The organism is Streptomyces sp. 8L (assembly GCF_020176795.1).
GTDB lineage: Bacteria > Actinomycetota > Actinomycetes > Streptomycetales > Streptomycetaceae > Streptomyces.
Map to the genome: position 1 here is coordinate 1 of NZ_JAIUKE010000166.1, position 24,292 is coordinate 24,292.

Consider the following 24,292-nt stretch of genomic DNA (forward strand, 5'->3'; position numbering starts at 1 on the left):
CCCCCCCCCCCCCCGGCCACCACCCCCACCCCCCCGACGAACCGGACGAGGAGAGCGGCATGCTGCGTCGTGCGTTCATGGCGAGCGGCAGTGCCGGCATGACGTTCGCAACCCTGGGAGTCCCGGCCCCGCGCCGTGGCGGACACCTGGGCGGCCACATCGGCGAACCCGAGGTCCGCGCGGTGGAGGAGGAGGTACGCCGCATCCGCCTGCTGGACGACCGGCACGGCGCCGACGGCCTGTTCCGGCGGGCGACCGAGCCGCTGCGCGCCGCGTACGCGCTGCTCGACTCGGGCCATGTGACCCGTCCGGCCCTGTCGGACCGGCTGCACGCGGGCGCGGGCGAACTGGCCATCTCCGTCGGGTGGCTGGCACACGACTCCGGCAGGTTCGAACAGGCCAGGTCCCATTACGCGGAGGCGCTGGCCACGGCCCGTGTCGCGGAGAACCCGGCGCTCGAGGCCCACGCGTTCTGCAACACCGCGTTCCTCGCCAACGACGCGGGCAAGCACCGCGAGGCCGTGCGCGCGGCGCAGGCGGGCAGCAGGGCCGCGGGCCGGCTGTCCTCCCTGCGGCTGCTGTCGCTGCTCACGATGCGGGAGGCGGCCGGCTGGGCCGGCCTCGGCGACCGGAGCGCGACGGCGGCGAGCCTGGCCAAGGCCCACGAGTTCTTCGACCGGGGCCCGTCGGACGACGACCCGGAGTGGATGTCGTTCTTCGGCGAACCCGAACTGGCCTGGCTGGAGGCCCGCTGCCACGCCGACCTCGGCGACTGGCCGCGCGCGGCGCGCCACGCCTACCGGGCGACGGCCCTCCAGGACCCGCGCTTCGCCCGCAACCTGGCGCTGTACCGGGTCGAACTGGCCACCTCCCTCGCGAAGTCCGGCTCCCCCGACGAGGCAGCGGCAGCGGGGAACGCGGCCCTCGACCTCCTGGAGGCGGTCAAGTCGTCGCGCATCCAGGGCATGTTGACGGCGACGGCCCGGGTACTGCTGCCGCAGCGCCGGGTCCGGGGTGTGCACACGTTCCTCGCCCGCTCCGGCACGGGCCCGGCCCGACCGTTGTGAGACCCCGCCGGACGGTTGTGAGACCCCGCCCGACCGTTGTGAGACCCCGCCGGACGGCCGCGCCGCCGCGCGCCCCGGACGCCGGACCGGTGAGAGCGGCGCGGCCCGGCCCGGTCCGGCTCACGGCCGCCAGGCCACCCGGTGCTCCCGCAAATGGGCCAGGACCGCGTGGTTGGCCTCCCAGCCGTCGGGGAACTTGACGCTGACGCCCAACTGGACCGGTTCCGTGGACGGGTGGTCGTCCAGCAGCTCCGCCACGCCCGCCCTGCACACCACCACGCACGCGTGCCGGTGCCGTGACGCGAGGACGCACAGGCGGCCGGTCTCCAGGTGGAACGCCGTGGCGTCCGGGCGGCCGGAGAGCGGGTGCAGCACCACCGTGACGTCGAACTCGCGCCCCTGGAGGCGGTTGGCGGTGTCCACCGCGACGCCGTGCACGCCCAGTTCCGCGAGCGCCGCGCGGACGGCCGCCGCCTGGTCTCGGTGGGCCGTGCCGACCGCGACCCGGGCGGCACGCACCGGCACCGGCCCGTCCGCGCGCTCGCTCGTCGCCACGCAGCCGCGGTCCAGCAGCCTGCGCACCACTTCGGCGAGCGCCCGCACCGCCTCCGGGTCGGTGCGCGGGGTGCGCCGCGCAGGCAGCTCCAGCAGGCCCCAGCCGGACTCGGCGGCCTCGTCGAGCACCCGGTCGGTGGACGAGCCGTCGGGCGCGACGCCGAATCCGAGCACCCGGTCGCCGTGGTCCGTGCCGCTGCGGAACGGCGTGTACGGATAGAAGGCGCGGGACACCAGCGGCGCGGCGGAGGCGGGCAGCCGCCAGGACACCGGCAGGCGGTGCTGCGGCAGACCGGGGTTGTGCGCGAGCAGTGTGGTGACGGCGCTCGCCGACGGGTCGTACGAGAGCCCCGCCCACTGCTCGGCGCCCACGACGCTGAACGGGTCGAGCTGGCCGGGGTCCCCGACGAACAGCGCCCGCTCGAAGAGCCCGGCGACGGCGAGCAGCGCGTCCGAGCGCATCTGGTAGGCCTCGTCCACGATGGCGTGCCGCCACGGCTCCACGCCCTGGACATGCGCCCACTTCGCGGCCGTCGAGATGACGACGTCGAGGCCGGCGAGGTCGGCGGCTTTGGACGACTTGCGCACGTTCTCCAGCGCGTCGAGCGCCGGGTCGTAGGGGTCCGCGTCGCTGCTGTGCAGCCGCCCGACCGGCAGCGCGGGGTCCTTCTCCGCGAGCCGCAGGACGAGGTCGTCCACCTGGGCGTTGGTCTGCGCCACCACCATCAGCGGCCGTCCGGCCGCGGCGAGTTCGCGGGCCGCGCGCACGACGAGGGTCGACTTCCCCGCGCCGGGCGGGGAGTCCACCACCACGCCACGGTGCGTGCCGTGCAGCGTGTCGTGCAGGATCGCGTCGGTGGCCCGCGCAGCCGCCGCGCCCGGGTCGGCGGCCGGCGCCGCGCCGGTGTCCGCCACGCCTTCGGCGGGGAGCGCCGTCACCGGGCACCTCCCCGGCCGCGCGGAGCGTCCAAGGCAGGCTGCGCGCCCGGCGCCTGCTCTCCGCCCGGCGCCCGCTGCCCGCCCGGCATCACAGGAAGTCCTCCTCGGTGGCCGGGTCCGGCTCCGGCCAGGCCGGGCCCTCCGGCAGCGCCGGAGCCGCGAAGGCCTCCGGCGGGCCGCCGTGGGTCCACGGCGTGTCCTCCGGCTCCGGCAGTCTGGGTCCGCCGCGCACGGCGTGCTCGAACAGCGTCCACGCGATCACGTCGCCCTTCTCCGGCACCGATCCCGCCGCCGGCTCCTTGCTCCTGCCCATGCGGTCCGTGATCCGCAGGACCACCGTCACCGGGGCGCCGTCACCGGCTCCCGGAGCGTCCGCGACCGCCGCATCGCCTTCCGGGGCCTCGTCCTCCGGGGCCTCGTAGCGTACGAAGACCGCCGTCTGCGGCCTGCCGTCCAGCGAGCGGTAGACCTTCGCCCGCTCCCCGAGGTGCGGGGCGTCCCCGGTCCGCACCGTCACCAGCGGGCGGGGCGCGGGGCGTTTGCCCTCGCTGTACTCCAGGACGACGTCCGTCACCTCGCCCACGAACGCCTGTCCCGCGAGCCGGTGCGCGGCGAGCACCAGCGGATCGTCCAGTGCCTCCGCCGCCTCCAGCTGCGCCTGCGCGCTCTCGCGCGAGGCCAGCTTCCGCGCGGCCGTCACCGCGTCGTCCCGGCGCGGCTGAGGCGGCTCGCCCGCCCGCACCCGGTCCCGGTGCCCGGTGTACGACCAGCGGTCCTTGGTCCAGCGCTCGTCGACGCGTGCGCCCTCGGGCAGTTCGCGCAGCAGGTCGATGCCCTGCCACACCGCGTCCCAGGTGGGGCGCAGCACGTCCGCGAGCATCCCCCGCAGGTCGCGCTCCGCCGCAGCGGCCCGGGCCTGCTGCTCCTCCGCGTACGCCCCGTCCTCGGCGGCGGCCTGCGCGCGGCGCGCCCGGTCGTAGCGGTCGATCGCGGGGGCGAGCAGCCTGTTGTCGAAGGCGGGGTCGGTCGCGGGTCCCGCGGGCGGGCACAGCAGCTGCCCCCGCCCGTCCCTGGCCACCTCGGCCCGCAGCGCCGCCTCGGCGCCGGTGAGGCCCTCGGGCGGGGCCAGCCAGGCGAGGAGCGCGCCCAGGTGCTGGTCCTCCAGGTTGGACTGTCCGCTCGCCCAGTGGCGGCCCAGCAGGTCCGTCATCGCGAGCAGCAGCGAGGAGCCGGGGACGCGGGCCCGCTCGCCGTAGTGGGTGAGCCAGCGGCCGAGCAGCGGCACGCGCGGCGGCGCCGGGTAGGCCTCGTCCGGGTCGTCCTCCGCCGTGCGCCGGAACCGCATGGACCGGCCGAGCAGCCGTACGAACTCGATGCCGGGCCGGTTCGGGACGATCAACTGCGGCGCGTCGGCGCACAGTTCGACCTCGACCTTGACGCGCTTGCCGGTCTCAGGGTCCGTCTCGCTCCGCTCGGCGGCCTCCACGTCGTCCGCGTACGCGTCCAGGACCGGCAGCACGGCGTCCGCCAGCTCGGCGAGGAACATGAACCGCAGGTCGCGGTCGCGCGGCTGCGCCACGGTCAGCAGCCGGGGCGCGCCGCGGTCCGTGCCGACGAGCGCCCCGAGCGGCGCCCCGGCCTCGCCTGCCGTGGTCAACGGTACGAGAACGAGCGGACGGTCCGACAGATGCCGGTGGCGTACGGTCGCGAGCGGCGCGGCCCGGCCGGTCTCGACGGCTTCGAGCCGCGCCAGCGTGCTGATCAGAGACATCCCGCACCTCCGGTATCGCCCGTGCCCGCGCCCGCCGGTGCCAGCGCCTCGGCGCGCAGCGCCGCCGCCCTGCGCAGCGCCGCCACCGCCGGGTCCGCCGCGTCGCCCGCCTCGCCGCGAGCCGCCGCGAGGACCGCGCCGACCGTCGCGAGGCCACCGAGATCGCCCCGTACGCCCCGGCCCAGGGACTCCACCGCGCCCGCGCCGCGCGCCCGGCTCCTGCAGTGGAACGCCAGCTCGCACGCGGCCAGGCACTCCGGCGCGTACGCGGCGGGCACGGCCTCGACTGCCGCCGTCAGCCGCTCGCCCCTGCCCTCGGACACGTCGAACGTGGTGCCCTCCGGGAGCGCCCGCGCGATGTCCTCGATCCGGGTGAGCCTGGCCAGCTGGCGGCGTGTCACGGCGAGTTGCTTGCGGATGTCCACGACGGACGCCACCGGCAGGTTGGAGAAGTCCTTCGGGCACACCAGCAGCACCCGGGCGCCGACGCGGGCGCCCTCGGTGCGGGCCGCGACGGCGTCGAGCGCCAGCACGTACACCGCCGACTGGCGCGCCGCGGCGCCGACCTTCGCCGGGTCGGCCGAGCCGTCGATCATCGGGAACGACTTGATCTCCACCACCGTCCAGCGGCCCTCCGGGTCCACCACGACCGCGTCCGGCTCCAGATAGGCGGGCGAGCCGGCCACATCGAGGGCGAACAGCGGGTGGTCGAGCAGGGTCCAGGCCCCGCCGTCCGCACCGGCCCCGCCGGCGTCGGTCGCCTCCGTGGCCCCGCCGGCTTCGGTGGCCTCGCGCAGCGCGAGCGCCGTGCGGGCCACCCTTCCCTCGGGCGCCGCGGCGGCGAGGTCGGGCACGCGCGCGGGTCCGACCGCCGCCCCCGGCCCGCCGAGGTGTTCCCGTACGAGCCGCAGCAGTTCGAGGCCGCCGTCGCCCTTCACGCGCGCCTCGAACGCGTTGCCCCGCGCGAACGCGAACTGGGACTGGCCGAAGGGCGCGGGCGAGCCCAGCGCGCCGGCGACCGCGCCCTTGTCCACGCCCGCCCCGTCGAGGAGCGCGCGCCGCCGGCAGCCGGGGTTGGCGGCGAGGTCGGCGAGGGCGTGGGCGTCGAGCGGGCGGGCGGCCCCTCCGGGGCCGCGCAGCTCAGCGAGCCGCCGCCGCAGTGCCGCCCGCGTCGGTCTTGGCGCCGCGCCGGGCTCCGCGCCCGGCGCCGCGTTTCGCGCCTGCGGAGGAACTGCCGGTGCGGGTCCGCTGCCCTGGGAATCGCTCACCCGGCGAAGTCTCGCACCCACCGCTGACAATCGTGTCGTCCCGGGGCCCCGGCCGGGTCGCGGGCGGCTCGCCGGAGCGGCGCGGTACCCGCCAGACGGCGGTGCGCAGCGGATCGGTGAGCAGCGCGCCGACCGCCATGACGGTGACACCCGCGACCGCGTCCAGGAGGTAGTGGTTCGCGGTGCCGATGACGACCAGCGTGATGACGACGGGGTACGCGGCGCCGAGCCACCGTACGAGGGGGGTCCTGGCGTGCCGCCACAGCATCACGCCGCACCACAGCGCCCAGCCGACGTGCAGGCTCGGCATCGCCGCGTACTGGTTGGTGATGCTGCCGAGGCCGCGCGGCGCGCTGGCCTGGCCGCCCCACCAGCCGTACGAGCTGTAGCGCGCCATGGTGTCGACGAAGCCGGTCGTGGACCCGAGCAGGCGCGGCGGCGCGGTCGGTACGAGGGTGAAGCCGATCAGGCCGATCATCGTGGAGAGCATCAGCCAGGTGCGGGCCCTGCGGTAGTGGCCCGGCCTGCGGCGGTAGAGCCAGAGGAGGACGGCCGGCGTGACGACGTAGTGCAGGGACGCGTACACGAAGTCGGCGGGGACGCCGAGGACGGCGGTACGGGTGAAGACCCGGTTGAGCAGGTGCTCGGGGTCGATGCGCAGGTGCTGTTCGATGCGGAGTATCGCGAGGCCGTGGTGGACGGCCCCGGGTATGTCACCGCGCACGAGGAGGCGGCCCGCGGAGTACGCGGCGTACACGACGAGGAGCAGCAGGATCTCGATCCACCACCTGAGCCTGGGGTGTGCCCCGGGCCGGGCGGTGCCGCTCACTGCGTAGGACATCCGGACGTCTCCATGGTGTTTTCATGTGTTTTTCGGCCGACGTTCAACCTACGGGGCCGGTGGGCGTGCCGGTGATCCGGGTGCGCGGGCGCACGCGGTCGCACCGGGGTGGTGTCCGGGGCGCGGGCACTTCCCGCGGGAACCCCCGGGCACGGCGGTGACGGACAGGACGCGCCGCGGGACGGGTGGGTTGCCCGGTGAACGCGAGGTGGCTGGTGGGCGATGATGGAGGTACACCTGCCCGCGAATCCTGGAAGAAGCCCTCGCATGCGCCTGTTCCTCGTCCGGCACGGCCGGACGGCCTGGTCGGTTTCCGGACAGCACACGGGAAGGACCGACATCCCCCTTCTCGACGAGGGGCGCGCGGACGCCAAAGCGCTGGGCGCGCGCCTCCACCGCGCCCCCTGGTCGGGGCTGGCCGGCGCGGAGGTCCGCACGAGCCCCCTCGCGCGGGCGGCGGAGACGTGCGAGCTCGCGGGGTTCGGGGACCGGGCGACCCGGTGGGACGCCCTGATGGAGTTCCACTACGGGGCCTACGAGGGACTCACGCCGGCGCAGATAGCGGAGGCCAGGCCGGGCTGGTTCATCTGGCGCGACGGCGTTGTCGACGGCGAGACCCTGGCGGAGGTCTCGGACCGCGCGGACGAGGTGGTGGCCTGGGCGAGATCGGCGCGGCGCGACGCGGTCGTCTTCGCGCACGGCCACATCCTGCGCGCGATCGGCGCACGCTGGCTCGGCGAGCCGGTCTCGTTCGCCGCGCGCATCCGGCTGGCCCCGGCCTCCCTGTCGGTCCTCGGCTGGGCCTACGGGGCGCCCGCCGTCGAGGTCTGGAACGACACGGCGCACCTGGAGACCGGGGACTGAACTGTCCCGGACCGCCCCGGACCGCCTCGGGCCGCCCCGAACTGTCTCGGGCCGCCCCGGCGTCCGCCTGCCGGACGCCCTCTTGCGCGGCGCGGGACAATGGACGACGGTCCCTCGGCGGGCCACGTTCGCGCACCAGCACGTCCAGCACGTCCAGCAGTATTGGGAGGCCACACCATGGCGGAAGCCGCTCCGGGCCGGCACCGTATGAAGCCCGCCCCGCTCCTCTTCGAGCCCGCGGCCGCGGCGGCCGACCCGGACCGCTTCTTCGGCCTGGAGTCGATGGACGACCCCGCGGAGCTGCTGGACCGCTCGACGGAGCTGACGGTGTCCTTCCGGGCGGCCACGGACCGCGCCGTCGAGTTCCAGGCGGTCGCCGCGGCCCAGCTCGCCGACCCGCGCAGGTTCGACCGGCTGACGGCGGCGGACGTCGCGGAGCGGGCCGGGTGGACCGAGGACTACGCGAAGAAGATGATCGAGTTCGGCCAGGACCTGCTGAACGGCAAGGACCCGGCCGAGGACGGCTGAGGCCCGTCCAGAGGACGCCTGAGGTCCGTCCGGAGGACGGCTGAGGCCCGGCCGAGCACACGTGAGGCCGCCCCGGGGACGCGTGGGCCCGGCGCCCGTCCGCCGCTCCAGGCATACGGCGCCGCCCGCCGCTGCACGTGTACGGGGCGCGCGGCCACCGGTACGCGCCGCGGGGCACACGCCGGATGCACGTGCATCCGTACGGGCGTCCGGCATATGCGAACGGGCAGGTTACGCCCCGCGCCCACCCTCTGTCCCGGTTTCGGGCAACCCAAAGCGATCCATCTGTTACTCCAGGTAGACCTGGGTCCATGAGCGCATGGCCAGAACAGCAGCAGCCCCCCGTCGGCTCCGGCCGCACCGATCCGCTCCCCCTGACCCTGCCCCTGCCCGTCGGGGCCGAGCGGCCGCACACCGAGCAGGTCACCCAGGAGGGCGCCTCCTGGCTGGCCTCGGCCGCCGCCCGCCCGCGCTCCGCCCTCTCGCTGTGGAACGGCAGGCCCGGCCTCCCCGGTGTGCTGCCCTGCGGCTCGGTCTTCGACGTCGTGAACCTGCCCACCGTCTTCGGCCGGCGGGTGCTCGACCGCCTGTGGTCCGAGGGCCCCGGCTCCGGCCCGGTGGCGGCGCACCGGGGCCGGGTGCTGCTGTTCGCCGCCCCCGGCACCGCGCAGCGGCTGCCCGCGCTCATCGGATGGGAGGAGTGGGGCGGCACGGACCGGACGGGCGGCGTGCCGCCGCTGCTGTGCCACGGCGTGGGGGACGCCGTCACGGTCCCGCCGCTGACGCCGGGACCGGCCGCCGGGCCGCGCTGGGTGGTGGCCCCTGACACCCGGGGGCCCTGGCTGCCGGGGGCCGAGGTGCTGCTGTGGGCGTGCGTCGGGGCGGCCCGCGCGCTCCCCCGTACGGGCGAGGAGCGGACGGTTCTGGCGGCACCCCGCCGACCTGCTTCTTCGCCGTCCTTTATCGATTTTTCTTCCCGGCGATCCGGGTGCTAGTGTCTACGACGTCAGCAGGCGCCGCTAGCTCAGTTGGTTAGAGCAGCTGACTCTTAATCAGCGGGTCCGGGGTTCGAGTCCCTGGCGGCGCACAGACAGCGAGAAGGCCCTCACCATCGGTGGGGGCCTTCTCGTGCGCCCAGGCCTTCTCGTACGTCCGGGTCTTCTCGTAGGCCCAGACCCTCACGTGCGCCCGGGTCTTCCCGCGGGCGGGGCGCGCCCCGCCTTCGCCCCCGGCGCGCCCCGCGCGCGTCATCCTGTGGTGATCTTCACCGTCCACGCGCCCGTCGGGGTCCGGTCCGCGGCTTCCACCGAGATCCGCTCCCCCGGCACCGTGTACGTCTCGCCGACCCGGAGCGGCGCGTCCGCCAGCGGCGGGTAGACCGAGCTGCCCGTACAGGCGGAGGTGTGGGGGTGGGTGTCGTACACCTTGACCGGGCCGCCGCCGGACTCCGTACCGCTGCGGACGCGGTAGATGAGGATGCCCTGGGTGCATGTGGTGGCGTCGTTGCCGACCGCCGCGCGCGCCTCGACGGCGATCGCGGAGCGCTCGCCCGTCCTGATCACGGCGAGCCGGGTGCCTGCCCGGCCGCCCTCCGAGCGCGGCGCGGAGACGGGCTCCAGGGTGAGCATGGTGGACCCCGCGCTCTGCACGCACCGCACCTGGCGGTCGTCCAGCCAGCCGAGCTTCCACTTGAGCCAGCCGAACAGGTCGGGCGCCAGGCCGAATTGGCTGCCCATCACGTCCCAGTCACCCACATAGGTGTCCCAGTCGCCCTTGCCGTCCGCCGGACGGTGGTAGAGGTCCGGCATGTCGAACACATGGCCCGTCTCGTGTGCGAGGACGTTCCGGTCCGGCGGATGATGCTCGAACACCGTCACGACGCGACCGATGTCGGTACCGTCCGCGTGCATCGGGTGGCTGAAGTTGACCACCTTCGTCGCATCCGAGTCGACGCCCGGGGCATCGGGATCGGCGACGAGATAGACGACCTGGTACTTGGCGAAGTCCACGACGGGGTCGGCCACGCGCAGCGCGTCCCGCAGGTACATGTCGCGCTGCTTCGGGGCCCAGTCCCGTGTTATCCGGTACGCCGTGGACGGGCGCGGCATCTCCAGCCAGTGCGCACGCGGGTGGTTGCGCAGCACGAACTTCCCGTAGGAGGAGCGGTTCCAGAACTCGCTGGTGGCCGGGAAGTGGTCGGCGGCGAGCTCGCGCGGCGTCGTCCTCGGTACGGCGTCGGGGAACGACAGGAAGATCATCACCGAGTCCACCGTGTGGTCGGGGCGGGTGTAGGCGCTGTTCCAGGAGTCCAGTCCGAGGCTGTGGTGGGCGGCGGTGCGCGGCAGGGCGCACGCGTCGGGCGAGGTGGAGGCGGCGACCGTGGGGCCGGTGACCAGGGAGGTGGCGGTGAGCGCCACGAGCGAGGTGAAGGCGGCCGCCACGCGGCGCAGGCGCGGCCGGTCGCGCCCCGAGGGTGCCGATGCCTGGTGACGCTCCACAAAGACCTCCGGCCGCGGAATGCGTGTGACGCCACCCACTTTGTGATGTTTTGTTATGAGATGCCCACTCAGAGGAACCAGCCGGGTGAGCCGTACGGCCAGGCGTACGACAGCACGCGCGAAGCGGGTACGAGGCGGCACGCACGACGGCATACGAAGGGGGCGCGCGGGGCGGCTCCGGCGCCGGGGGCGCGTCGGCGGTATCGGGCCGGTCTCGGTGCGGCATCGAGACGGCACACCCGACAGCGGACGTTCCTGATCACTGAACGTCACAAACCGCCAGGACAGGTGCGACCTGCGTCGCGCATGAACAGAAACGGTCAATCGGACGATCAGGGCGCCCCGGTTCGCTCCCCCGACTTCCCGTCGCCGTCACCCCGTAGCTGGAACGGCCCCCCGGGCTGGCTCTATGATCGGCTCACTTTCCCGGCCCGAACGCCCTGAACGCCCTTGTACGACACGACTGCACCGCGGGAGCGAGCCGTGAGCGCAACCTCCGAAGAACCGCGATCGACGGCAGTCGCAGCGCACGGCGCCGCGCGACCGGCGGACCGCAAGGTCACGGACCGTCACCCGACAGCCGGCGGTGACGGTGGCGGTGACCGTGGCGGCAGGTCGCCGCGGCCCAGCGACTACCGGGCCGCCTTCAACGTGGCGCAGCTGGCGATGGCGGTCCTCGACCGGGAGGGCACGGTGCTCAGCGCCAACGCCGCGCTGGCCGACCTGCTCGGCACCGCGGGGGCGGGCCTGCCGGGCCGGGCCGCGGCCGACCTGGTCGACCTCGCCTCCGACGCCCGCACCTGGCACGCGTACCGCGAGGTGCTGTGCGGCACCCGGCGCGCCCTGCGGTGCACCCGGCGGATCAAGCACCCCGGCGGGCAGGCGGTGTGGGCCGAGGTCACCGTGGCCCCCGTACCGGCCATGGACGGCGGCGCGCTGCTCGCGGTCACGGACATCAGCGACCGGCACGAGCTCCAGGCGCGCCTGCGCCACCTCCAGATGCACGACCCGGTGACACGACTGCCCAACAGGGCCCTGTTCTTCGAGCGTCTGACGGCGGCTCTGGAGCGCTCGGGCCCGGCGCGCCGGCCCGTACCCGCCACGGACGGCACCACGGCCCCCGCGGGCACGGCGGGGGCGGCAGGCGCGGCAGGCGCCGGGGAGAAGACCGGCGCGGCGGGTGCGGCGAGCGCCGGAGACCCGGCCCCCCGCCCCGACCACGACGCCGAGGACCCGGCCGAGCGCGGTACGGGCCGTATCGGGCTGCTCTACCTCGACCTGGACGGCTTCAAGGCCGTCAACGACACCCTCGGCCACCGCACCGGCGACCGGCTGCTCGCCGCCGTCGCGCGGCGCCTCGTGGACTGTGCCGAGCACGCCGACCGCACCGGCGGCGGCCACCTGGTGGCGCGGCTGGGCGGCGACGAGTTCGCGCTGCTGGTGGAGGACTCGGACGGCACGGAACAGCTCACCCGACTGGCCAGGTCGGTGCTCGACTCCCTCCAGTTGCCGTTCGACCTGGCCGGGCAGCGGCTCGCGCTGTCCGCGTCGATCGGCGTCGTGGAGCGTGCCTGCGACGCGACCACCCCGACGGGGCTGATGCAGGCCGCGGACACCACGCTGTACTGGGCGAAGGCCGACGGCAAGGCCCGGTGGACGCTGTTCGACCCGGAGCGCAACGCGCACCGCATGACCCGCCAGACCCTGTCGTCGTCGCTGCGGCCCGCGGTCGAGCGGGGCGAGTTCCAGCTGGAGTACCAGCCGCTGGTGTGCATGGCGGACAGCTCGGTGAAGGGCGTGGAGGCGCTGGTGCGCTGGCAGCACCCGCAGCTCGGCACGCTGACGCCGAATCGGTTCATCGGTCTGGCCGAGGAGGACGGCTCGATCGTCCAGCTCGGCAGCTGGGTGCTGCGTACGGCATGCCGCCAGGCGCGGCGCTGGCAGCTCGCGCATCCTCGGTCGGCACCGCTGTTCGTGAGCGTCAACGTGGCCGTCCGGCAGGTGTGGGACTCCGACCTGGTGGCCGAGGTGGCGGATGTGCTCGCCGAGACCGGGCTGCGGCCCGAACTGCTCCAGCTGGAGCTGACGGAGTCGGCGGTGATGGGCTCGGCGGGCCGCCCGTTGCAGGCGCTCCAGGCGCTGAGCGAGATGGGCGTCGGGATCGCCATCGACGACTTCGGCACCGGCTACTCGAACCTGGCGTACCTCAGCAGGCTGCCGGTGTCCGCGCTGAAGCTGGACGGCTCCTTCGTGCGGGGGTTCCGCTACGACGAGGGCGGCGCGCACCACAATCCGGCGGACGAGATGATCGTCGAGGCGCTGGTGCAGCTCGCGCACCGGCTGGGGCTGACGGTGACGGCCGAGTGCGTGGAGACGTCCGTACAGGCGGAGCGGCTCCAGCGCATCGGCTGCGACACCGGGCAGGGCTGGCTGTACTCCCGGCCGGTGGCGCCGGACCGGATCGCGGACCTGCTGCTCCGCAGGTCCCCCGGCGCCGGAGGCACGGAGGCTGATACGGGCGCCGGTACGGCTACGGGTACGGACGTGTGATCGCGCGCCGGGCCGACTCGCCGCTCGCCGCCCGCGGGCTCAGCGGCGCGGCAGCCGTGCGGTCAACGAGTACAGGCGCGTGGTCTGGGCGGCGCTCTGGTTGTCGTCGCTGACGAGCAGCAGCTTCAGCCGGCCGCCCGGCGCGTGCCCGGTGACCGCCATACCCTCGATGTTGTCCAGCAGCGGGTTGGGCTGCGGCTGCTTGGCGGTCGCGCCGAGCGAGGGGCACTGCCCGAGATCCGCGAGCAGGGTCTCGCGCATCGGCCGGACGCTCCGCTGCCCGGTCAGGTCGGTGACCAGGCCGACGTCGCTCGCTCCCGCGGGGTCGGCGAGGTAGAGCCGTACGGTGTTGCCGACGCCCGAGATGAAACCGCGCTCCAGCACCAGCAGCCGCCCGTCACCGGTGGGTGCGATGTCGGAGACGCCGAGCGGCGCTCCCGCGGCGTCGGTGCCGACGCGGTACGCGTACTGCGGCCCGATCCTGAACTCGCCGTGCGCCGAGGAGCGTTGCCAGGTCTGGAACCGTACGAGCGTGGCGCTGTCGCCGCTGAGCGCGCCCTCCATCGAGGCCACGAGCGTCCGGCCACCGGGCTGGAGCGCGAGGCCCTCGAACGTCAGGTTGGAGGTGGCGCGCCCCTCGGGGGCGACCCGCAGGGCGGCGGGCACGGGCAGGCGGGAGAGGATGCGGGTGCCGTCGTGGCTGTAGCGGCGGATCGACGGCTCGGTCTCGGAGGCGATGAGCCGGGTGCCGTCGCCGTCGTTCGCCAGGGCCTCGGAGTCGAGGGGCTGCCCCTTCTCGTCGGCGAGCGGGACCACCTTCCGGGGCTGGAGCGTCCGGCCGTCGAGGGTGAAGAGGGCGGACCGGTCGGACAGCGCGCTGACGGTGCCGTGCGCGTCGGTGGCGAGGGCGGAGAGGTTGCCGACGAAGGTGGACCCGAAGGTGGTCTTGTCGAGGGCGTCGGAGAATCCGTTGACGCGCACGGACGGCGAACACGCCTGTCCCGTACCGGAACTCACTCGTTCCGCGGCCGGACTCCCGTGCGCCGGACTCCCGTGCGCCTGGGCATCCGTCGCGGTGGCGGTGAGGCAGGCGGCGGTGGTCAGGGCGACGGCGAGACCCGCAAGGGCTTTCTGTACGCGCACGGTTGGCACTCCACGGTGGGCCGGCAGGACGGCTCCGATTCTGCGCCACCGAGCCGTGCGCAGCGGTGAAATCGTGGCGAACGGCGGACAAAGCGCGGCTCGCCCCGCGCCCTGCCCGCCCGTTCGTCGGCGCGCTCACCCTGCCGCTTGCCCTGCCAGCCTGCCCTGCCCGTCCGCCCCGCCGCTTGCCCGGCCGCTTGTCCTGCCCGCCTGTTCGCGTCCGGGCGGGTGCCGCGGCCGGCGGCCGTCAGTCCTGAGAGCCGCCGGGCAGGCCGTACGCGTCGGCGATCAGGTCGTAGCTCTTGATGCGTACGGACGCGGTGTGCGCGTTGGCGGTGATCATCAGCTCGTCGGCGCCGGTGCGCTTCTGGAGGTCGTTCAGACCGTCGCGGACCGCGTCGGGCGTGCCGTACACGACGTTGCCCACCCAGCTCTCCACGAACTCGCGCTCCACCTCGCTGAAGGTGTACGCCTCCGCCTCCTCGGGCGTCGGCACGAGACCGGGGCGGCCGGTGCGCAGTCGCACCATCGACAGCGCGCCCGTCATCACCTGGCGGCGCGCCTCCGCCTCCTCCTCCGCGGCCAGCGCTGCCACACCGATCAGCGCGTACGGCTCGGACAGCACCTCAGAGGGGCGGAACGAGCTGCGGTAGAGGTCGAGCGCGGGGATGGTGTTCTGCGCGGAGAAGTGGTGCGCGAAGGCGAAGGGCAGGCCGAGCATGCCCGCGAGCTGCGCGCTGAAGCCGGACGAGCCGAGCAGCCAGATCGGCGGGCGGTGGGAGGGTCCCTGGACCGGCCCCGGCACGGAGTGGATGCGGGAGTACGGGTGCCCGTCGGGGAACTCGTCGTCCAGGAACCGGGTCAGCTCGACGAGCTGCTGCGGGAAGTCGTCCGCGCCCTCGTTCAGCCGGTCGGAGCGGCGCAGCGCGGCGGCCGTCGCACCGTCCGTGCCGGGCGCGCGGCCGAGTCCGAGGTCGACACGGCCGGGGGCGAGCGCCTCCAGCGTGCCGAACTGCTCCGCGATGACCAGTGGGGCGTGGTTGGGCAGCATCACACCGCCGGAGCCGAGCCGGATGCGCACGGTGTGCGCGGCGAGGTGCGCCAGGATCACCGCGGGTGACGAGGACGCGATCCCGGGCATCGAGTGGTGCTCCGCGATCCAGTGGCGCAGGTAGCCGCGCCGCTCGGCGCCCTTCGCCAGGGCGACGCTGTTGCGCAGCGCGTCCGTCGCGGTCGTGCCCGCACCGACCGTGACCAGGTCGAGCACGGACAGCGGTACCGGCGCCGTGCCCTGTGCCGTGCCTCGGATCGCGTCGGCGGTGGTGGCGTCGTCCGTCACGTTCGGGTCCTCCAGAGTGAGCTGATGCGTCCACGTTCCAGCGGAGGTCGTCTCCGTTTTATTCCCGGAGGCTCTGGGCGGGCGCTCGCGCGGGGGCCCGCCGGAGGCTCCGGGAAGGGCGGTCGCGCGAGGGCCCTGCCGGAGTCCCCACGACGCGCAGGCCGGGCCCCGCCGCACCGCCGTCGTACCGCCGTACCTCCGCACTCCGCGCCGCCGGCACGGCACCCCATCGCGCGCACACCAGCACACACACCGGCCCGCGCATCTGCATCGCATCGGCATGCACACCACAAGACGCACCTCCCCCGTTCCCCCACACGGCGCAGCGGGATCGGGCCACCTCTTCCAGCGTCGCGATTCCGCCCGGACATATCGAACAACACTCGGACACAGCACCCCAGATGAATCAGTCCACAACACCGGAACGTCTCCTTCCGGACACCGTTTCATTACAGCCGCCGAGGCCGCCGCATAGAAGTTCTGGAGCGGGCAGGCGCCTCCCGAAGTCTGTCCGATCCCGAACACCACCGAGGAGAATGCGAATCCATGGCTGATTTCCCGAACCTGTCCCGCCGGGGCTTCCTCAGCCGTTCCGCCGCCGTCGGTGGACTGCTCGTCGTGCCCGGTGCCCTGGCCGCGTGCAGTAAAACCAGCACGTCGGCCGGATCGGGCGACGATGTACTGGCCAAGCTGCGCAAACAGGGCTTCGTGCGCGTCGCGTACGCGGGTGAGGCCCCTTACGGCTATACGGAGAAGGGCGTCCTGAAGGGCGAGGCGCCCACGCTGCACGCCCAGATATTCAAGGCGCTCGGCATCGACAAGCTCAAGCCGACGCTCTCCGACTTCGACAGCCTGATCCCCGGCCTCCAGGCCGGTCGCTACGACGTGGTCAGCGCGGGCATGGCGATCACACCGGAGCGGTGTGCCAACGTCCTCTTCTCCGAGCCCGAGTTCATCTCACCCACCGCGATCATGGTGAAGAAGGGCAACCCGAAGAAGATCACCGACCTGGCGTCCGCGAAGGCGGCGGGCGTGACCATAGGCGTGATGGCGGGCGCCGTCGAGGCCTCGTACGCGAAGGCCGCCGGCATACCCGCGTCGAAGATCAAGACGCTCCAGAACCAGCAGGACGGGGCCGACGCCGTCAAGGGCGGCCGGGTGGACGCCTTCGTGCTCACCGGCATCTCACTGCGCTGGCTCGCCAAGACCAACCCCTCGCTCGAAGTGACCCCCACCTTCGTGCCCACCCTGAGCGGCAAGAAGCAGTACAGCCCGGGCGGCGCGGCCTTCCAGAAGGGCAACGAGGCGCTGCGCGACGCCTTCAACACCCAGCTGAAGAAGATCACTTCGGACCAGGCCGAGTACGTGAAGCTCCTCAGCCCCTACGGGTTCACCTCGTCCGAGATCCCGCCCGCCACGCTCAAGACGGCCGACCTGTGCAAGGGCTGACCGGCACGGGACCGGAGACGTCATGAACACCTTCTTCACGGCCTTCTTCGACGACCTGCCGCAGGTGCTCTCCGGGCTCGGTGTGACCGCGGAGGCCACGGTGCTGGGCGCGCTGTTCGCGTTCGTGCTGTCCTTCGTGCTCGGGCTCATGGCGGGGCACCGCAACATCATCGTGCGCGGTGTGTCCCGCACGATCGTCGAGTTCTTCCGCGGCACGTCGCTGTATGTCCAGCTGTTCTGGCTGTACTTCGCGCTGCCCCTGCTCTCCGGCTACCAGCTCAGCGGGCTGTTCTGCGGTGTGCTCGCGTTCGCGCTCAACTTCGGCGCGTACGGCTCCGAGGTGGTGCGCGGCGGCATCAGCGCCGTGCCGCGCGCCCAGTGGGAGGCCGCCGTCGCGCTCAACCTCAGCCCGTACCAGCGGATGCGCCGGGTGATCATGCCGCAGGCACTCGCCCAGATGATCCCTTCCTTCACCAACCTGCTGATCCAGCTGCTCAAGGCGACGCCGCTGCTGTGGCTGATCGGCACGGCCGACCTGATGACCGTGATCCAGCAGCTGCGCGACCGCACCGGTGAGTCGCTGGTCTCCTATCTCACCCTGCTGGTCTTCTACTTCATCATCGCCTACGTCCTGACTCTGCTGATGAACCTGCTGGAGAAGGCCGCCAAGGCGCGCCTCGGCCAGCACACCGGCGCGCGCGGCCTGTTCAGCAGCCGCAGCGCGGCGGCCGTCGAATCCGTGCCCGTCGTGGGGGGTGGCGCGTAGTGAACGGCGCGACATTCGACTGGGGAGCGGCGCGGGAGGTCCTGCCGCTGCTGCTCCAGGGCTTCCTGATCACCCTGCTCGCCACGGTGCTCGGCATCCTCCTCGCGGCCGTGCTCGGCCTGCTGATCGCGGTCGCCCGGCGGGCGCCGTCACCTCTGCTCACGGTCCCGGTACGGGCCGTCATGGAGTTCGTGCGTTCCACTCCGCTGCTCGTCCAACTGGTGGGCGCGGCCGCCGTGTTCTCCAGTGTGGACCCGCTGTTCATCGGCATCGTCGTGCTCGGCATCCACTACGCCACCTACACCTCCGAGGTGTACCGGGCCGGCATCGACGCCGTACCGAAGGGGCAGTGGGAGGCGTGCCGCGCGCTGTCGATGTCACCGCGCCGCACCTGGCAGGCCGTGGTGCTGCCGCAGGCGGTGCGCAACGTCCTGCCCGCGCTGGGCAACTACGCCATCTCGATGTTCAAGGAGACGCCGTTCCTCGCCGTCATCACCGTCGAGGAGATGGTGTTCAAGGCCCGTGAGTACGGGTCGCAGCACTTCGCGTACACGGAGGCGTTCACACTCGCGGGCCTGATCTTCCTGGTCGCGAGCTACCCCACGTCGCTGCTGATGAGAAAGCTGGAGAAGCGCCTTGGCCACTGACCCGTTGCAGAAGACGACGCCCGGGGGCGCGGGCGAGGCGGGGCAGCCCGCCGACGGCGCCCCGCCGCAGCGGACCGGGACACCGATGATCCGCTTCGAGCAGGTGGAGAAGCGCTACGGCGACCATCTCGTCCTCGACAAGCTCGACTTCGAGGTCAAGCGCGGCGAGCACGTGACCCTCATCGGCCCCAGCGGCTCCGGCAAGACCACCATCCTGCGGCTGCTGATGACGCTGGAACGCCTCAGCGGCGGGGTGATCTGGGTGGACGGCGAGCCGCTGTCGCACGCCAGGACGGCCGACGGCGGACTGAAGCCCGCCACGGAGAAACAGTTGCGGGAGTCCCGCCGCAAGATCGGCATGGTCTTCCAGCAGTTCAACCTGTTCCCGAACATGAACGTGCTGCGCAACATCACCGAGGCCCCCGTCACGGTTCTCGGCGTGGACCGCGGCGAGGCCGAGGCGCGCGCCCGCGAACTGCTGGACATGGTCGGGCTCGGCGACAAGGTCGGCGCCCACCCCACGCAGCTCTCCGGCGGACAGCAGCAGCGCGTCGCGATCGCCCGCGCCCTCGCGATGCGGCCGGACGTCCTGCTGCTGGACGAGGTCACCTCGGCGCTCGACCCCGAACTGGTCGCGGGCGTACTGGATCTGCTGCGGCAGATCGCCCACGACACGGACATCACCATGCTGTGCGTCACCCACGAGATGAACTTCGCGCGCGACGTCTCGGACCAGGTGCTGATGTTCGACTCGGGGCGGATCGTGGAGCAGGGGCCGCCGGAGAAGATCTTCACCGACCCGGAGCACCAGCGCACCCGCGAGTTCCTGAACGCCGTGCTGTGAACACCCGGCCGCACGCCGTGTGAGACCGCGCCACCGGGCCGGGGCCCGCGAGCCCCGGCCCGGGCCCCGCGCCCGTCGAAACGGCCGCCGGCCCGCCTGTCCCGTCGCACGCCGGACCACCCGCCGCGCCGCACGTCCCGTGACGCGTCACGTCACGCGTCACGTCGTGCGTCACGTCACGCGTCGCGTCATGAGGGCGGCCGATGCGCGGGGCTCGCGCCGGGCGCCCCTCCGCGCTCACTCCCGCATATCCGCCCGGAGTCCTGGTTATCGTTGTCCTGGAGTCCGCCACGGAGTGGCGGCCCCCGGGCGCGAGCCGCGGGGCGGGGCAGAGGCGGAGGGGGGAAGCAGTGCCCACACCCGATCCGGTCGCACCGTTCCACTCGGTGCACTACGTACTGCGCGTTCTGGAGACCGTCTTCCGGTACGGAGGCGGCGTCACGGAGACGCGGATCGCGCGCGAGTCGGGCCTGCCCGCGGCGCATCTGTCGGCGCTGCTCGCACTGCTGTGCCGCGAGGGCTACGTGGAGCGGCTGGCCGACGGCGCGTACGTCGCCGGGGACTCGCTTGCGCTGCTCGGCTCCGACGAGGCGCACGGGCGGACCGTGGAGGCCAAGCTCCAGCTGGCGCTGGCCCAGCTGCGGGACTCGCTGGGCGCCGCGGTCTACATAAGCCGCTACATCGACGGCGAGATCCGGGTCACCCAGGTCGCCGCGGGCCCCGGCATGCCCGCGGTGAAGGAGTGGGTCGAGTTCAGCGCGTCGGCGCACGCGAGCGCGGTCGGCAAGTGCCTGCTCACCCAGCTCGACCAGAGCAGCCGCAGGGACCACCTCTCCCGGCACAAGGTGGCGCGGCTCACCTCGCGCACGATCACCAACGAGCGGGTGCTGCTGTCCCGCTTGGACAGCCAGCCGCCGACGGTCCCGGTGCTGGATCTCCAGGAGTACGCGGTCGGCACGGTCTGCGCGGCCGTCCCGCTCACCGCGGGCTCGACGGTGGGCGCGCTCGCCCTGTCGCTCCCGGTCGAGCACGCGCACCGGCTGCGGGCCGCGGCGGCGTCCCTCAACCGGGAGGCCGCGCCGCTCGCGCTGACGCTGACCATGCAGCACGCCGGGCACGGCACGTCCCTGCCGTGAGCGTGCCGTCCGGGCGGGTGCGCCGGGGCCGCGGGCCGCTGCCCCGCGCTGGTCATGAGCACCTGCCGGGACCGGGTATGATTACCTCGTCAGCAAGCGCCGCTAGCTCAGTTGGTTAGAGCAGCTGACTCTTAATCAGCGGGTCCGGGGTTCGAGTCCCTGGCGGCGCACTGCACGGCGAGGGGGGGGGGGCAAATGATAAGTGAAGCGCCCCCCGAGGATTCAGCCGCGCCGGAAAGTGCCGGGCGCCAGATAACCCGCCCGCTCCGTTGGTCCCCCCCGCTCCCTCTAGGGCCGGGGGGGGGGGGGCCCCCCCCCGGGCGCCCCCCCCCCCGGCGGGGGCGGGCCCCATGTCCCCGGGTCCCGGCCCTCGTGTCTGTGCCGGGCCGCGTTCTGCGGCGGGCAACCGTCACAGGCGCCCGTCAGAGGCGCTCGCCGGGGGCGGCGGCCCGCCCCGTGTAGAACGCCACGGTGAGGTCCTTCACCAGCGCCTTGCGCTCGTAGTCGTCCAGGTCGACGAGGCCACGCGCGGTGAGCCGGTGCACGGTGTCGTCCACCGCGTCCACGACAGCGCCGAGAACCGTGTCCCGGTGGCGGGCGTCGATCGCCGCGATCCGGCTGCGCCGCATCACGTCGGCGATCTCCGGCGCGTACTCGATGCGCGTCGGCTGTGCGGAGAACACCTCGATCCCCGCGGCCCTGCACTCGGTGGAGAGCACGCGGATCAGCGAGTCGCCGACGGCCTCGACATTGCGCAGCGTGGGCGACGCCCCGTGGAAGGCGTCGGCCGGCAGCTGCGACAGCACCCGGGCAAGGGCCGCCTCGACCTGCTCGCGCAGGTACTCCTCGTGGTCCCGGATGCCGAGCGTCGCCCGTACGGTGTCCCGGACCCGCCACACGACGAGCACGACGACCCGCAGCGCGGTCCCGTTGGCGTCCATGGCGGGCATCGGCTCCGAACGCCAGTGCCGCAGCCGTACGTCCACCCTGCGGCGCAGCAGCAGCGGGCTGATCCAGAGCAGCCCGGTGCGGCGGACGCTGCCCCGGTACTCGCCGAACAGCGTGAGGACCAGCGCGTGCCCCACCCGGCCCCTGCTCAGGCCGCCCAGCGTGAACAGCAGCACGATCACGCCGAGCGTGAGCAGCAGCCACTGGCCGATGCCGATGCCGTGGTACGGGTACGGGGCGAGTCCCGCCATCTCGGTGACCAGGTCGGGGAGGGCCCCCGCGCGCCACAGCAGGGCGAGGCAGCCGACGAGGGTGAGCGCGCCGGCGAACGCGGCGGCCCAGCCGGGCAGCGCGGGCCCGGGACGCTCGTTGAACTTCGGGTCGAGAGGCGTCTCGGGCCGGGTCGGCGGGCCGGTGCGGCGAATCCGCGGCTGTTCCCCGGTGCCGAGGCGGCGCCCCACGACGGTGGGCTGCTTGCGCAGGGAGGGATCGACCTCGTCGCGGAAGAGGAGGTGGACGGGGATCTCGTGGGTCGCCTCCCCGACGACGCGGGGGCCCCGGCGGGCCGTGCCGGAACCCGCGAGCGCGCCCACGAGCGCGTCGCCGCCGCCCGGCCGGTCCGCGAAGGCCCAGTCGCCCTCCGCCGGTGTGGCGGGCAGGGCGAGAGCGCTGCCGAGGCCGCCGCCGGGTCCACGGACAGCGCCCGGAATCCCGGGGAGGCCCGCGCCCTTGGCGTCGTTGCCGTGCCCGCTCTCGCGCCCGCCCTTGTCCCCGTGCTCGTGCTCGTCCTCGTGTCCGCGGTCGTCCCGCGAGGGCTCGGGCGCCGTACGGACCACGGGCTCGGAAGCGGCCTCGGCATCGTCGCGGGAGCCCGCATCGCGGTCCTCGCCACCTCCGCCGATCCCGCCGTCCCCGGCCTCGATCTCCGCGTCGATCCCGGCCTCGATCTCCGCGTCCGACTCCGCGTCGGTCTCGGCCTCGACCTCGGCGATCACGGAGAGGAGCCCGGCCGTCGCGACGGAGTCCTGTACGGGAGCGGCCCCGAAAGCGGGAGAGGAAGCAGAGGAGCAGGCGGAGACGGGAGCGGTCCCGGTACCGGGCTCCGGGCCGGAGCCCGTCGCGGCCGACGAGTCGACCGGTGCCCCCGCGGGGCCCTCGGCCGGGAGCGCTGCCCGCGGGGGCGGGGCGTCGGCGGGCGGGGTCGTTGTCATGCTTTCCTCCGTCATGCGAACAGTCGTCGCCATGTCTCCGGGCCCGGGTAGCCGTCCGCCGCGCTGCCCCGCCAGCCCAGTGCCCGCTGGTACGCCGCCACGTTCCTGCGGTCCGCCTCGCTCCAGGTCCTGCCGGGGCCCGTGGTGTAGTACGTGCCGTAGCCCTTCTTCACCAGCTGCCTGCCGAGCCGCTCGACGTACGCGTTCGAGCGGCCGGGCCCGAAGAATTGGCTCCCCGGATACGCGGGGACCTTCCCGGCCGGGGCCTGAGCCGCCGCCGGGTGGGCGGTGTGGGCCGCGGAACCGCCCGCGGCCGGGATGTCCTTGCCGAGGCCGAGCGTGAGGAGGCGCCAGGTCGCGGGCCCCGGCAGGCCGTCGGCCTCGGCGCCCCGCCAGCCCTGGGCCCGCTGGAACGCCTGCGTGGCCCGCCGGTCCGACTCGCCCCAGCGCGGGCCGGGGCCCTGGGAGTAGAAGCGCTTGCCGCCGCGCGCCACCAGCATCTCGCCGAGCCGGGTGACGTACGCGTCGTTCGCGCCGGGACCGAACTTCGCCGCGCCGGGGAACGCCGCGGACGCCGGGGCCGCGGCGCCGGCCGTGTCCGCCGCGCCCTCGGTGAGTCCCTTGTAGCGGTACGGGACGTACTTGTCGGAGTTGGACCAGTACGCCATCGGCGTGGCCTGGGCGCGCGTGTGCGGCGGCGTCTGCTCGTATGCCAGGTAGGTGGTGTGCGACGCGTCCGTCCAGCCGCCGAAGATCGTGACGTGCGATCCCTTGTTGGGGTCGGCCGGGTTGTGGAAGAGCAGGATGTCGCCGGGCTGGAGATCGGCGCGCTCGATCTTGACGCCGAACCCGGCGAGGCTGCCCGTCCACTCGTTGTTCGGCAGGTTCCACGCCATGGAGACGTAGCCGGAGCAGTCCTGCCGGTAGCCGTCGCTCCAGTACGCGGTCATGCTGTACGGGACCTGCGCGCTCACCCATCGCTTCGCGCGGCTGATGATCTCGGCGCGGGTGGTCTTGGGCACGGCGGTGGACGCGCTGTCCTTGCCCGTCTTGCCGTGCAGTGGCCCGCTGCCGCCCTGCGGCGTCGCCGGGTCCTGGTCGGCCGCGGTCGCGGCGGACCGGCCGGAGACCGCGGACCCGGCCGCCATCGCGGCGGTGCCGGGAACGACGGCGTCACCCGGGGTCTGGGCCAAAGCGGCGGCGCCTCCGCACCCCCAGGCGAGGCCCACCGCCGCCGCCAGTGCCAGTGTGCGCCGCGCGCCGGGGCCGCCCTCGCGGGTGCCCGCTCCCCTGCCGCGTTCCCGCCGCAGCTGCGCGCATCCCGCACAGGGGCAGTCGAGAGCGGGCTCGTACTCTTCGAAGACCGGGACGGTCATGCGATTGCCCTCCACGCTCATCAAGGTCGTGTCTGACGTGGTGTCAAGAACGCCAGTGTCTCAACTGCCCCATTACGTCGCATTCTGACGGATCAAAGGTGGTAAATACGCCTTTGATGGGGTGTGGCGTCGCCGAAAAGTCCGGTTCGCCCAGGATCGCGGCGTAGAGTGCGGCCATCTCTCTCTGGCGCGGCGACCGTCCGGCAGGTCTTCTTCCCGTGACCGCCGACTGACGCCCCGTCGCGCAGATCACCGGGCGGACCGTGGGCGGATCACCGGGCGCACGACGAGCCCGTTACGGCCCACCGTGCGGCGTCCGTGCGGCATCCACCCGGGCACGCGCGCGCAGGACGCGCGCGAGAGGGACCAGCAGGAAGCAGGACGCACGCGAAAGGGACCAGCAGAGAAAGGGGCCCCCCGCCCCCCCCGGGGGGGGGGGCCCGGCCCCCCGGCCGGGGCCGCGCTGCGGCGGACCGCCCCTCCGGCGCGCCCCGCTCCCGTACGCTCGCGCCGCAGTCACCGCCCCGCACGCCGGGGGCGGGGCCGCCCGCG

17 protein-coding genes, 2 tRNA genes and 2 pseudogenes are annotated in these 24,292 nt (G+C 73.8%); 12 read left to right on the forward strand and 9 right to left on the reverse strand.

The genetic code is table 11. The features are described from left to right. A partial coding sequence (locus LCE31_RS15635; protein ID WP_225014869.1) for a tetratricopeptide repeat protein occupies positions 1–1,067 on the forward strand: 1,067 nt, incomplete at its 5' end. Between the two features lie 120 nt (positions 1,068–1,187). On the opposite strand, the gene LCE31_RS15640 is transcribed toward LCE31_RS15635, so the two are convergent. The 4 genes and pseudogenes from LCE31_RS15640 to LCE31_RS15655 form a co-directional block, all read right to left on the reverse strand. After that, complete coding sequence (locus LCE31_RS15640; protein ID WP_225014870.1) at positions 1,188–2,561, reverse strand: AAA domain-containing protein; 1,374 nt, start codon at positions 2,559–2,561, stop codon at positions 1,188–1,190. An 88-nt stretch (positions 2,562–2,649) separates the two neighbouring features. Continuing rightward, positions 2,650–4,332: a hypothetical protein gene (locus LCE31_RS15645; protein ID WP_225014871.1), complete on the reverse strand. Its 1,683-nt coding sequence runs from the start codon at positions 4,330–4,332 to the stop codon at positions 2,650–2,652. Continuing rightward, on the reverse strand, positions 4,323–5,600 hold the full coding sequence (locus LCE31_RS15650) for a hypothetical protein (RefSeq protein ID WP_308042255.1): 1,278 nt from the start codon (positions 5,598–5,600) through the stop codon (positions 4,323–4,325). Before LCE31_RS15650 ends, LCE31_RS15645 begins: the two co-directional genes overlap by 10 nt. Before the next feature lie 181 nt (positions 5,601–5,781). Then, positions 5,782–6,441: pseudogene (locus LCE31_RS15655) on the reverse strand (phosphatase PAP2 family protein); the annotation flags it as partial. A gap of 267 nt (positions 6,442–6,708) precedes the next feature. On the opposite strand from LCE31_RS15655, the gene LCE31_RS15660 reads away from it, so the two are divergent. The 4 genes and pseudogenes from LCE31_RS15660 to LCE31_RS15675 all read left to right on the forward strand — a co-directional run bounded on the left by LCE31_RS15660 (position 6,709) and on the right by LCE31_RS15675 (position 8,920). Then, on the forward strand, positions 6,709–7,305 hold the full coding sequence (locus tag LCE31_RS15660; protein WP_225014873.1) for a histidine phosphatase family protein: 597 nt from the start codon (positions 6,709–6,711) through the stop codon (positions 7,303–7,305). Between the two features lie 177 nt (positions 7,306–7,482). Continuing rightward, positions 7,483–7,833 carry a hypothetical protein gene (locus LCE31_RS15665; protein WP_225014874.1) on the forward strand — a complete coding sequence of 117 codons (351 nt, stop codon included), beginning with the start codon at positions 7,483–7,485 and terminating at the stop codon, positions 7,831–7,833. 311 nt (positions 7,834–8,144) lie between these two features. Continuing rightward, positions 8,145–8,856: pseudogene (locus LCE31_RS15670) on the forward strand (hypothetical protein). After that, positions 8,847–8,920: transfer RNA gene (locus LCE31_RS15675), tRNA-Lys, on the forward strand. Before LCE31_RS15670 ends, LCE31_RS15675 begins: the two are co-directional and overlap by 10 nt. 160 nt (positions 8,921–9,080) lie before the next feature. On the opposite strand, the gene LCE31_RS15680 is transcribed toward LCE31_RS15675, so the two are convergent. Beyond that, positions 9,081–10,331, reverse strand: a complete 1,251-nt coding sequence (locus LCE31_RS15680) for a M6 family metalloprotease domain-containing protein (RefSeq protein WP_225014876.1) — start codon at positions 10,329–10,331, stop codon at positions 9,081–9,083. Between the two features lie 483 nt (positions 10,332–10,814). On the opposite strand from LCE31_RS15680, the gene LCE31_RS15685 reads away from it, so the two are divergent. Next, positions 10,815–12,881 (forward strand): putative bifunctional diguanylate cyclase/phosphodiesterase, encoded by a 2,067-nt coding sequence (locus tag LCE31_RS15685; RefSeq protein WP_225014877.1) that lies wholly within the window; start codon positions 10,815–10,817, stop codon positions 12,879–12,881. Between the two features lie 39 nt (positions 12,882–12,920). Here LCE31_RS15685 and LCE31_RS15690 read toward each other — a convergent pair whose 3' ends face one another. After that, positions 12,921–14,024, reverse strand: coding sequence for an esterase-like activity of phytase family protein (locus LCE31_RS15690; protein WP_374118476.1), 1,104 nt, complete (start codon positions 14,022–14,024; stop codon positions 12,921–12,923). 247 nt (positions 14,025–14,271) lie between these two features. Then, complete coding sequence (locus LCE31_RS15695; protein WP_225014878.1) at positions 14,272–15,363, reverse strand: LLM class flavin-dependent oxidoreductase; 1,092 nt, start codon at positions 15,361–15,363, stop codon at positions 14,272–14,274. 546 nt (positions 15,364–15,909) lie between these two features. On the opposite strand from LCE31_RS15695, the gene ehuB reads away from it, so the two are divergent. The 6 genes from ehuB (at position 15,910) to LCE31_RS15725 (ending at position 20,375) form a co-directional block, all read left to right on the forward strand. After that, positions 15,910–16,812, forward strand: coding sequence for an ectoine/hydroxyectoine ABC transporter substrate-binding protein EhuB (gene ehuB, locus LCE31_RS15700; protein ID WP_225014879.1), 903 nt, complete (start codon positions 15,910–15,912; stop codon positions 16,810–16,812). A gap of 22 nt (positions 16,813–16,834) precedes the next feature. After that, positions 16,835–17,578, forward strand: a complete 744-nt coding sequence (gene ehuC / locus LCE31_RS15705) for an ectoine/hydroxyectoine ABC transporter permease subunit EhuC (protein WP_225014880.1) — start codon at positions 16,835–16,837, stop codon at positions 17,576–17,578. Next, positions 17,578–18,225 (forward strand): ectoine/hydroxyectoine ABC transporter permease subunit EhuD, encoded by a 648-nt coding sequence (ehuD, locus tag LCE31_RS15710; RefSeq protein ID WP_225014881.1) that lies wholly within the window; start codon positions 17,578–17,580, stop codon positions 18,223–18,225. The genes ehuC and ehuD overlap by 1 nt, the downstream gene beginning before the upstream one ends. Further along, positions 18,215–19,069: an ectoine/hydroxyectoine ABC transporter ATP-binding protein EhuA gene (ehuA, locus tag LCE31_RS15715; RefSeq protein WP_374118477.1), complete on the forward strand. Its 855-nt coding sequence runs from the start codon at positions 18,215–18,217 to the stop codon at positions 19,067–19,069. The genes ehuD and ehuA overlap by 11 nt, the downstream gene beginning before the upstream one ends. A 350-nt stretch (positions 19,070–19,419) precedes the next feature. Further along, entirely contained in the window at positions 19,420–20,205 is a 786-nt protein-coding gene (locus LCE31_RS15720; RefSeq protein ID WP_225014882.1) for an IclR family transcriptional regulator domain-containing protein, read from the forward strand. Between the two features lie 96 nt (positions 20,206–20,301). Further along, a tRNA-Lys gene (locus LCE31_RS15725) sits at positions 20,302–20,375 on the forward strand. Positions 20,376–20,627: 252 nt separating this feature from the next. Here the strand turns inward: LCE31_RS15725 and LCE31_RS15730 are convergent. Together LCE31_RS15730 and LCE31_RS15735 are read right to left on the reverse strand one after the other, a co-directional pair. Continuing rightward, a complete protein-coding gene (locus LCE31_RS15730; protein ID WP_225014883.1) occupies positions 20,628–22,364 on the reverse strand; it encodes an SPFH domain-containing protein in 1,737 nt (578 codons plus the stop codon). Between the two features lie 11 nt (positions 22,365–22,375). Next, positions 22,376–23,740 carry a peptidoglycan-binding protein gene (locus LCE31_RS15735; RefSeq protein ID WP_225014884.1) on the reverse strand — a complete coding sequence of 455 codons (1,365 nt, stop codon included), beginning with the start codon at positions 23,738–23,740 and terminating at the stop codon, positions 22,376–22,378. Between the last annotated feature and the right edge of the window lie 552 nt (positions 23,741–24,292).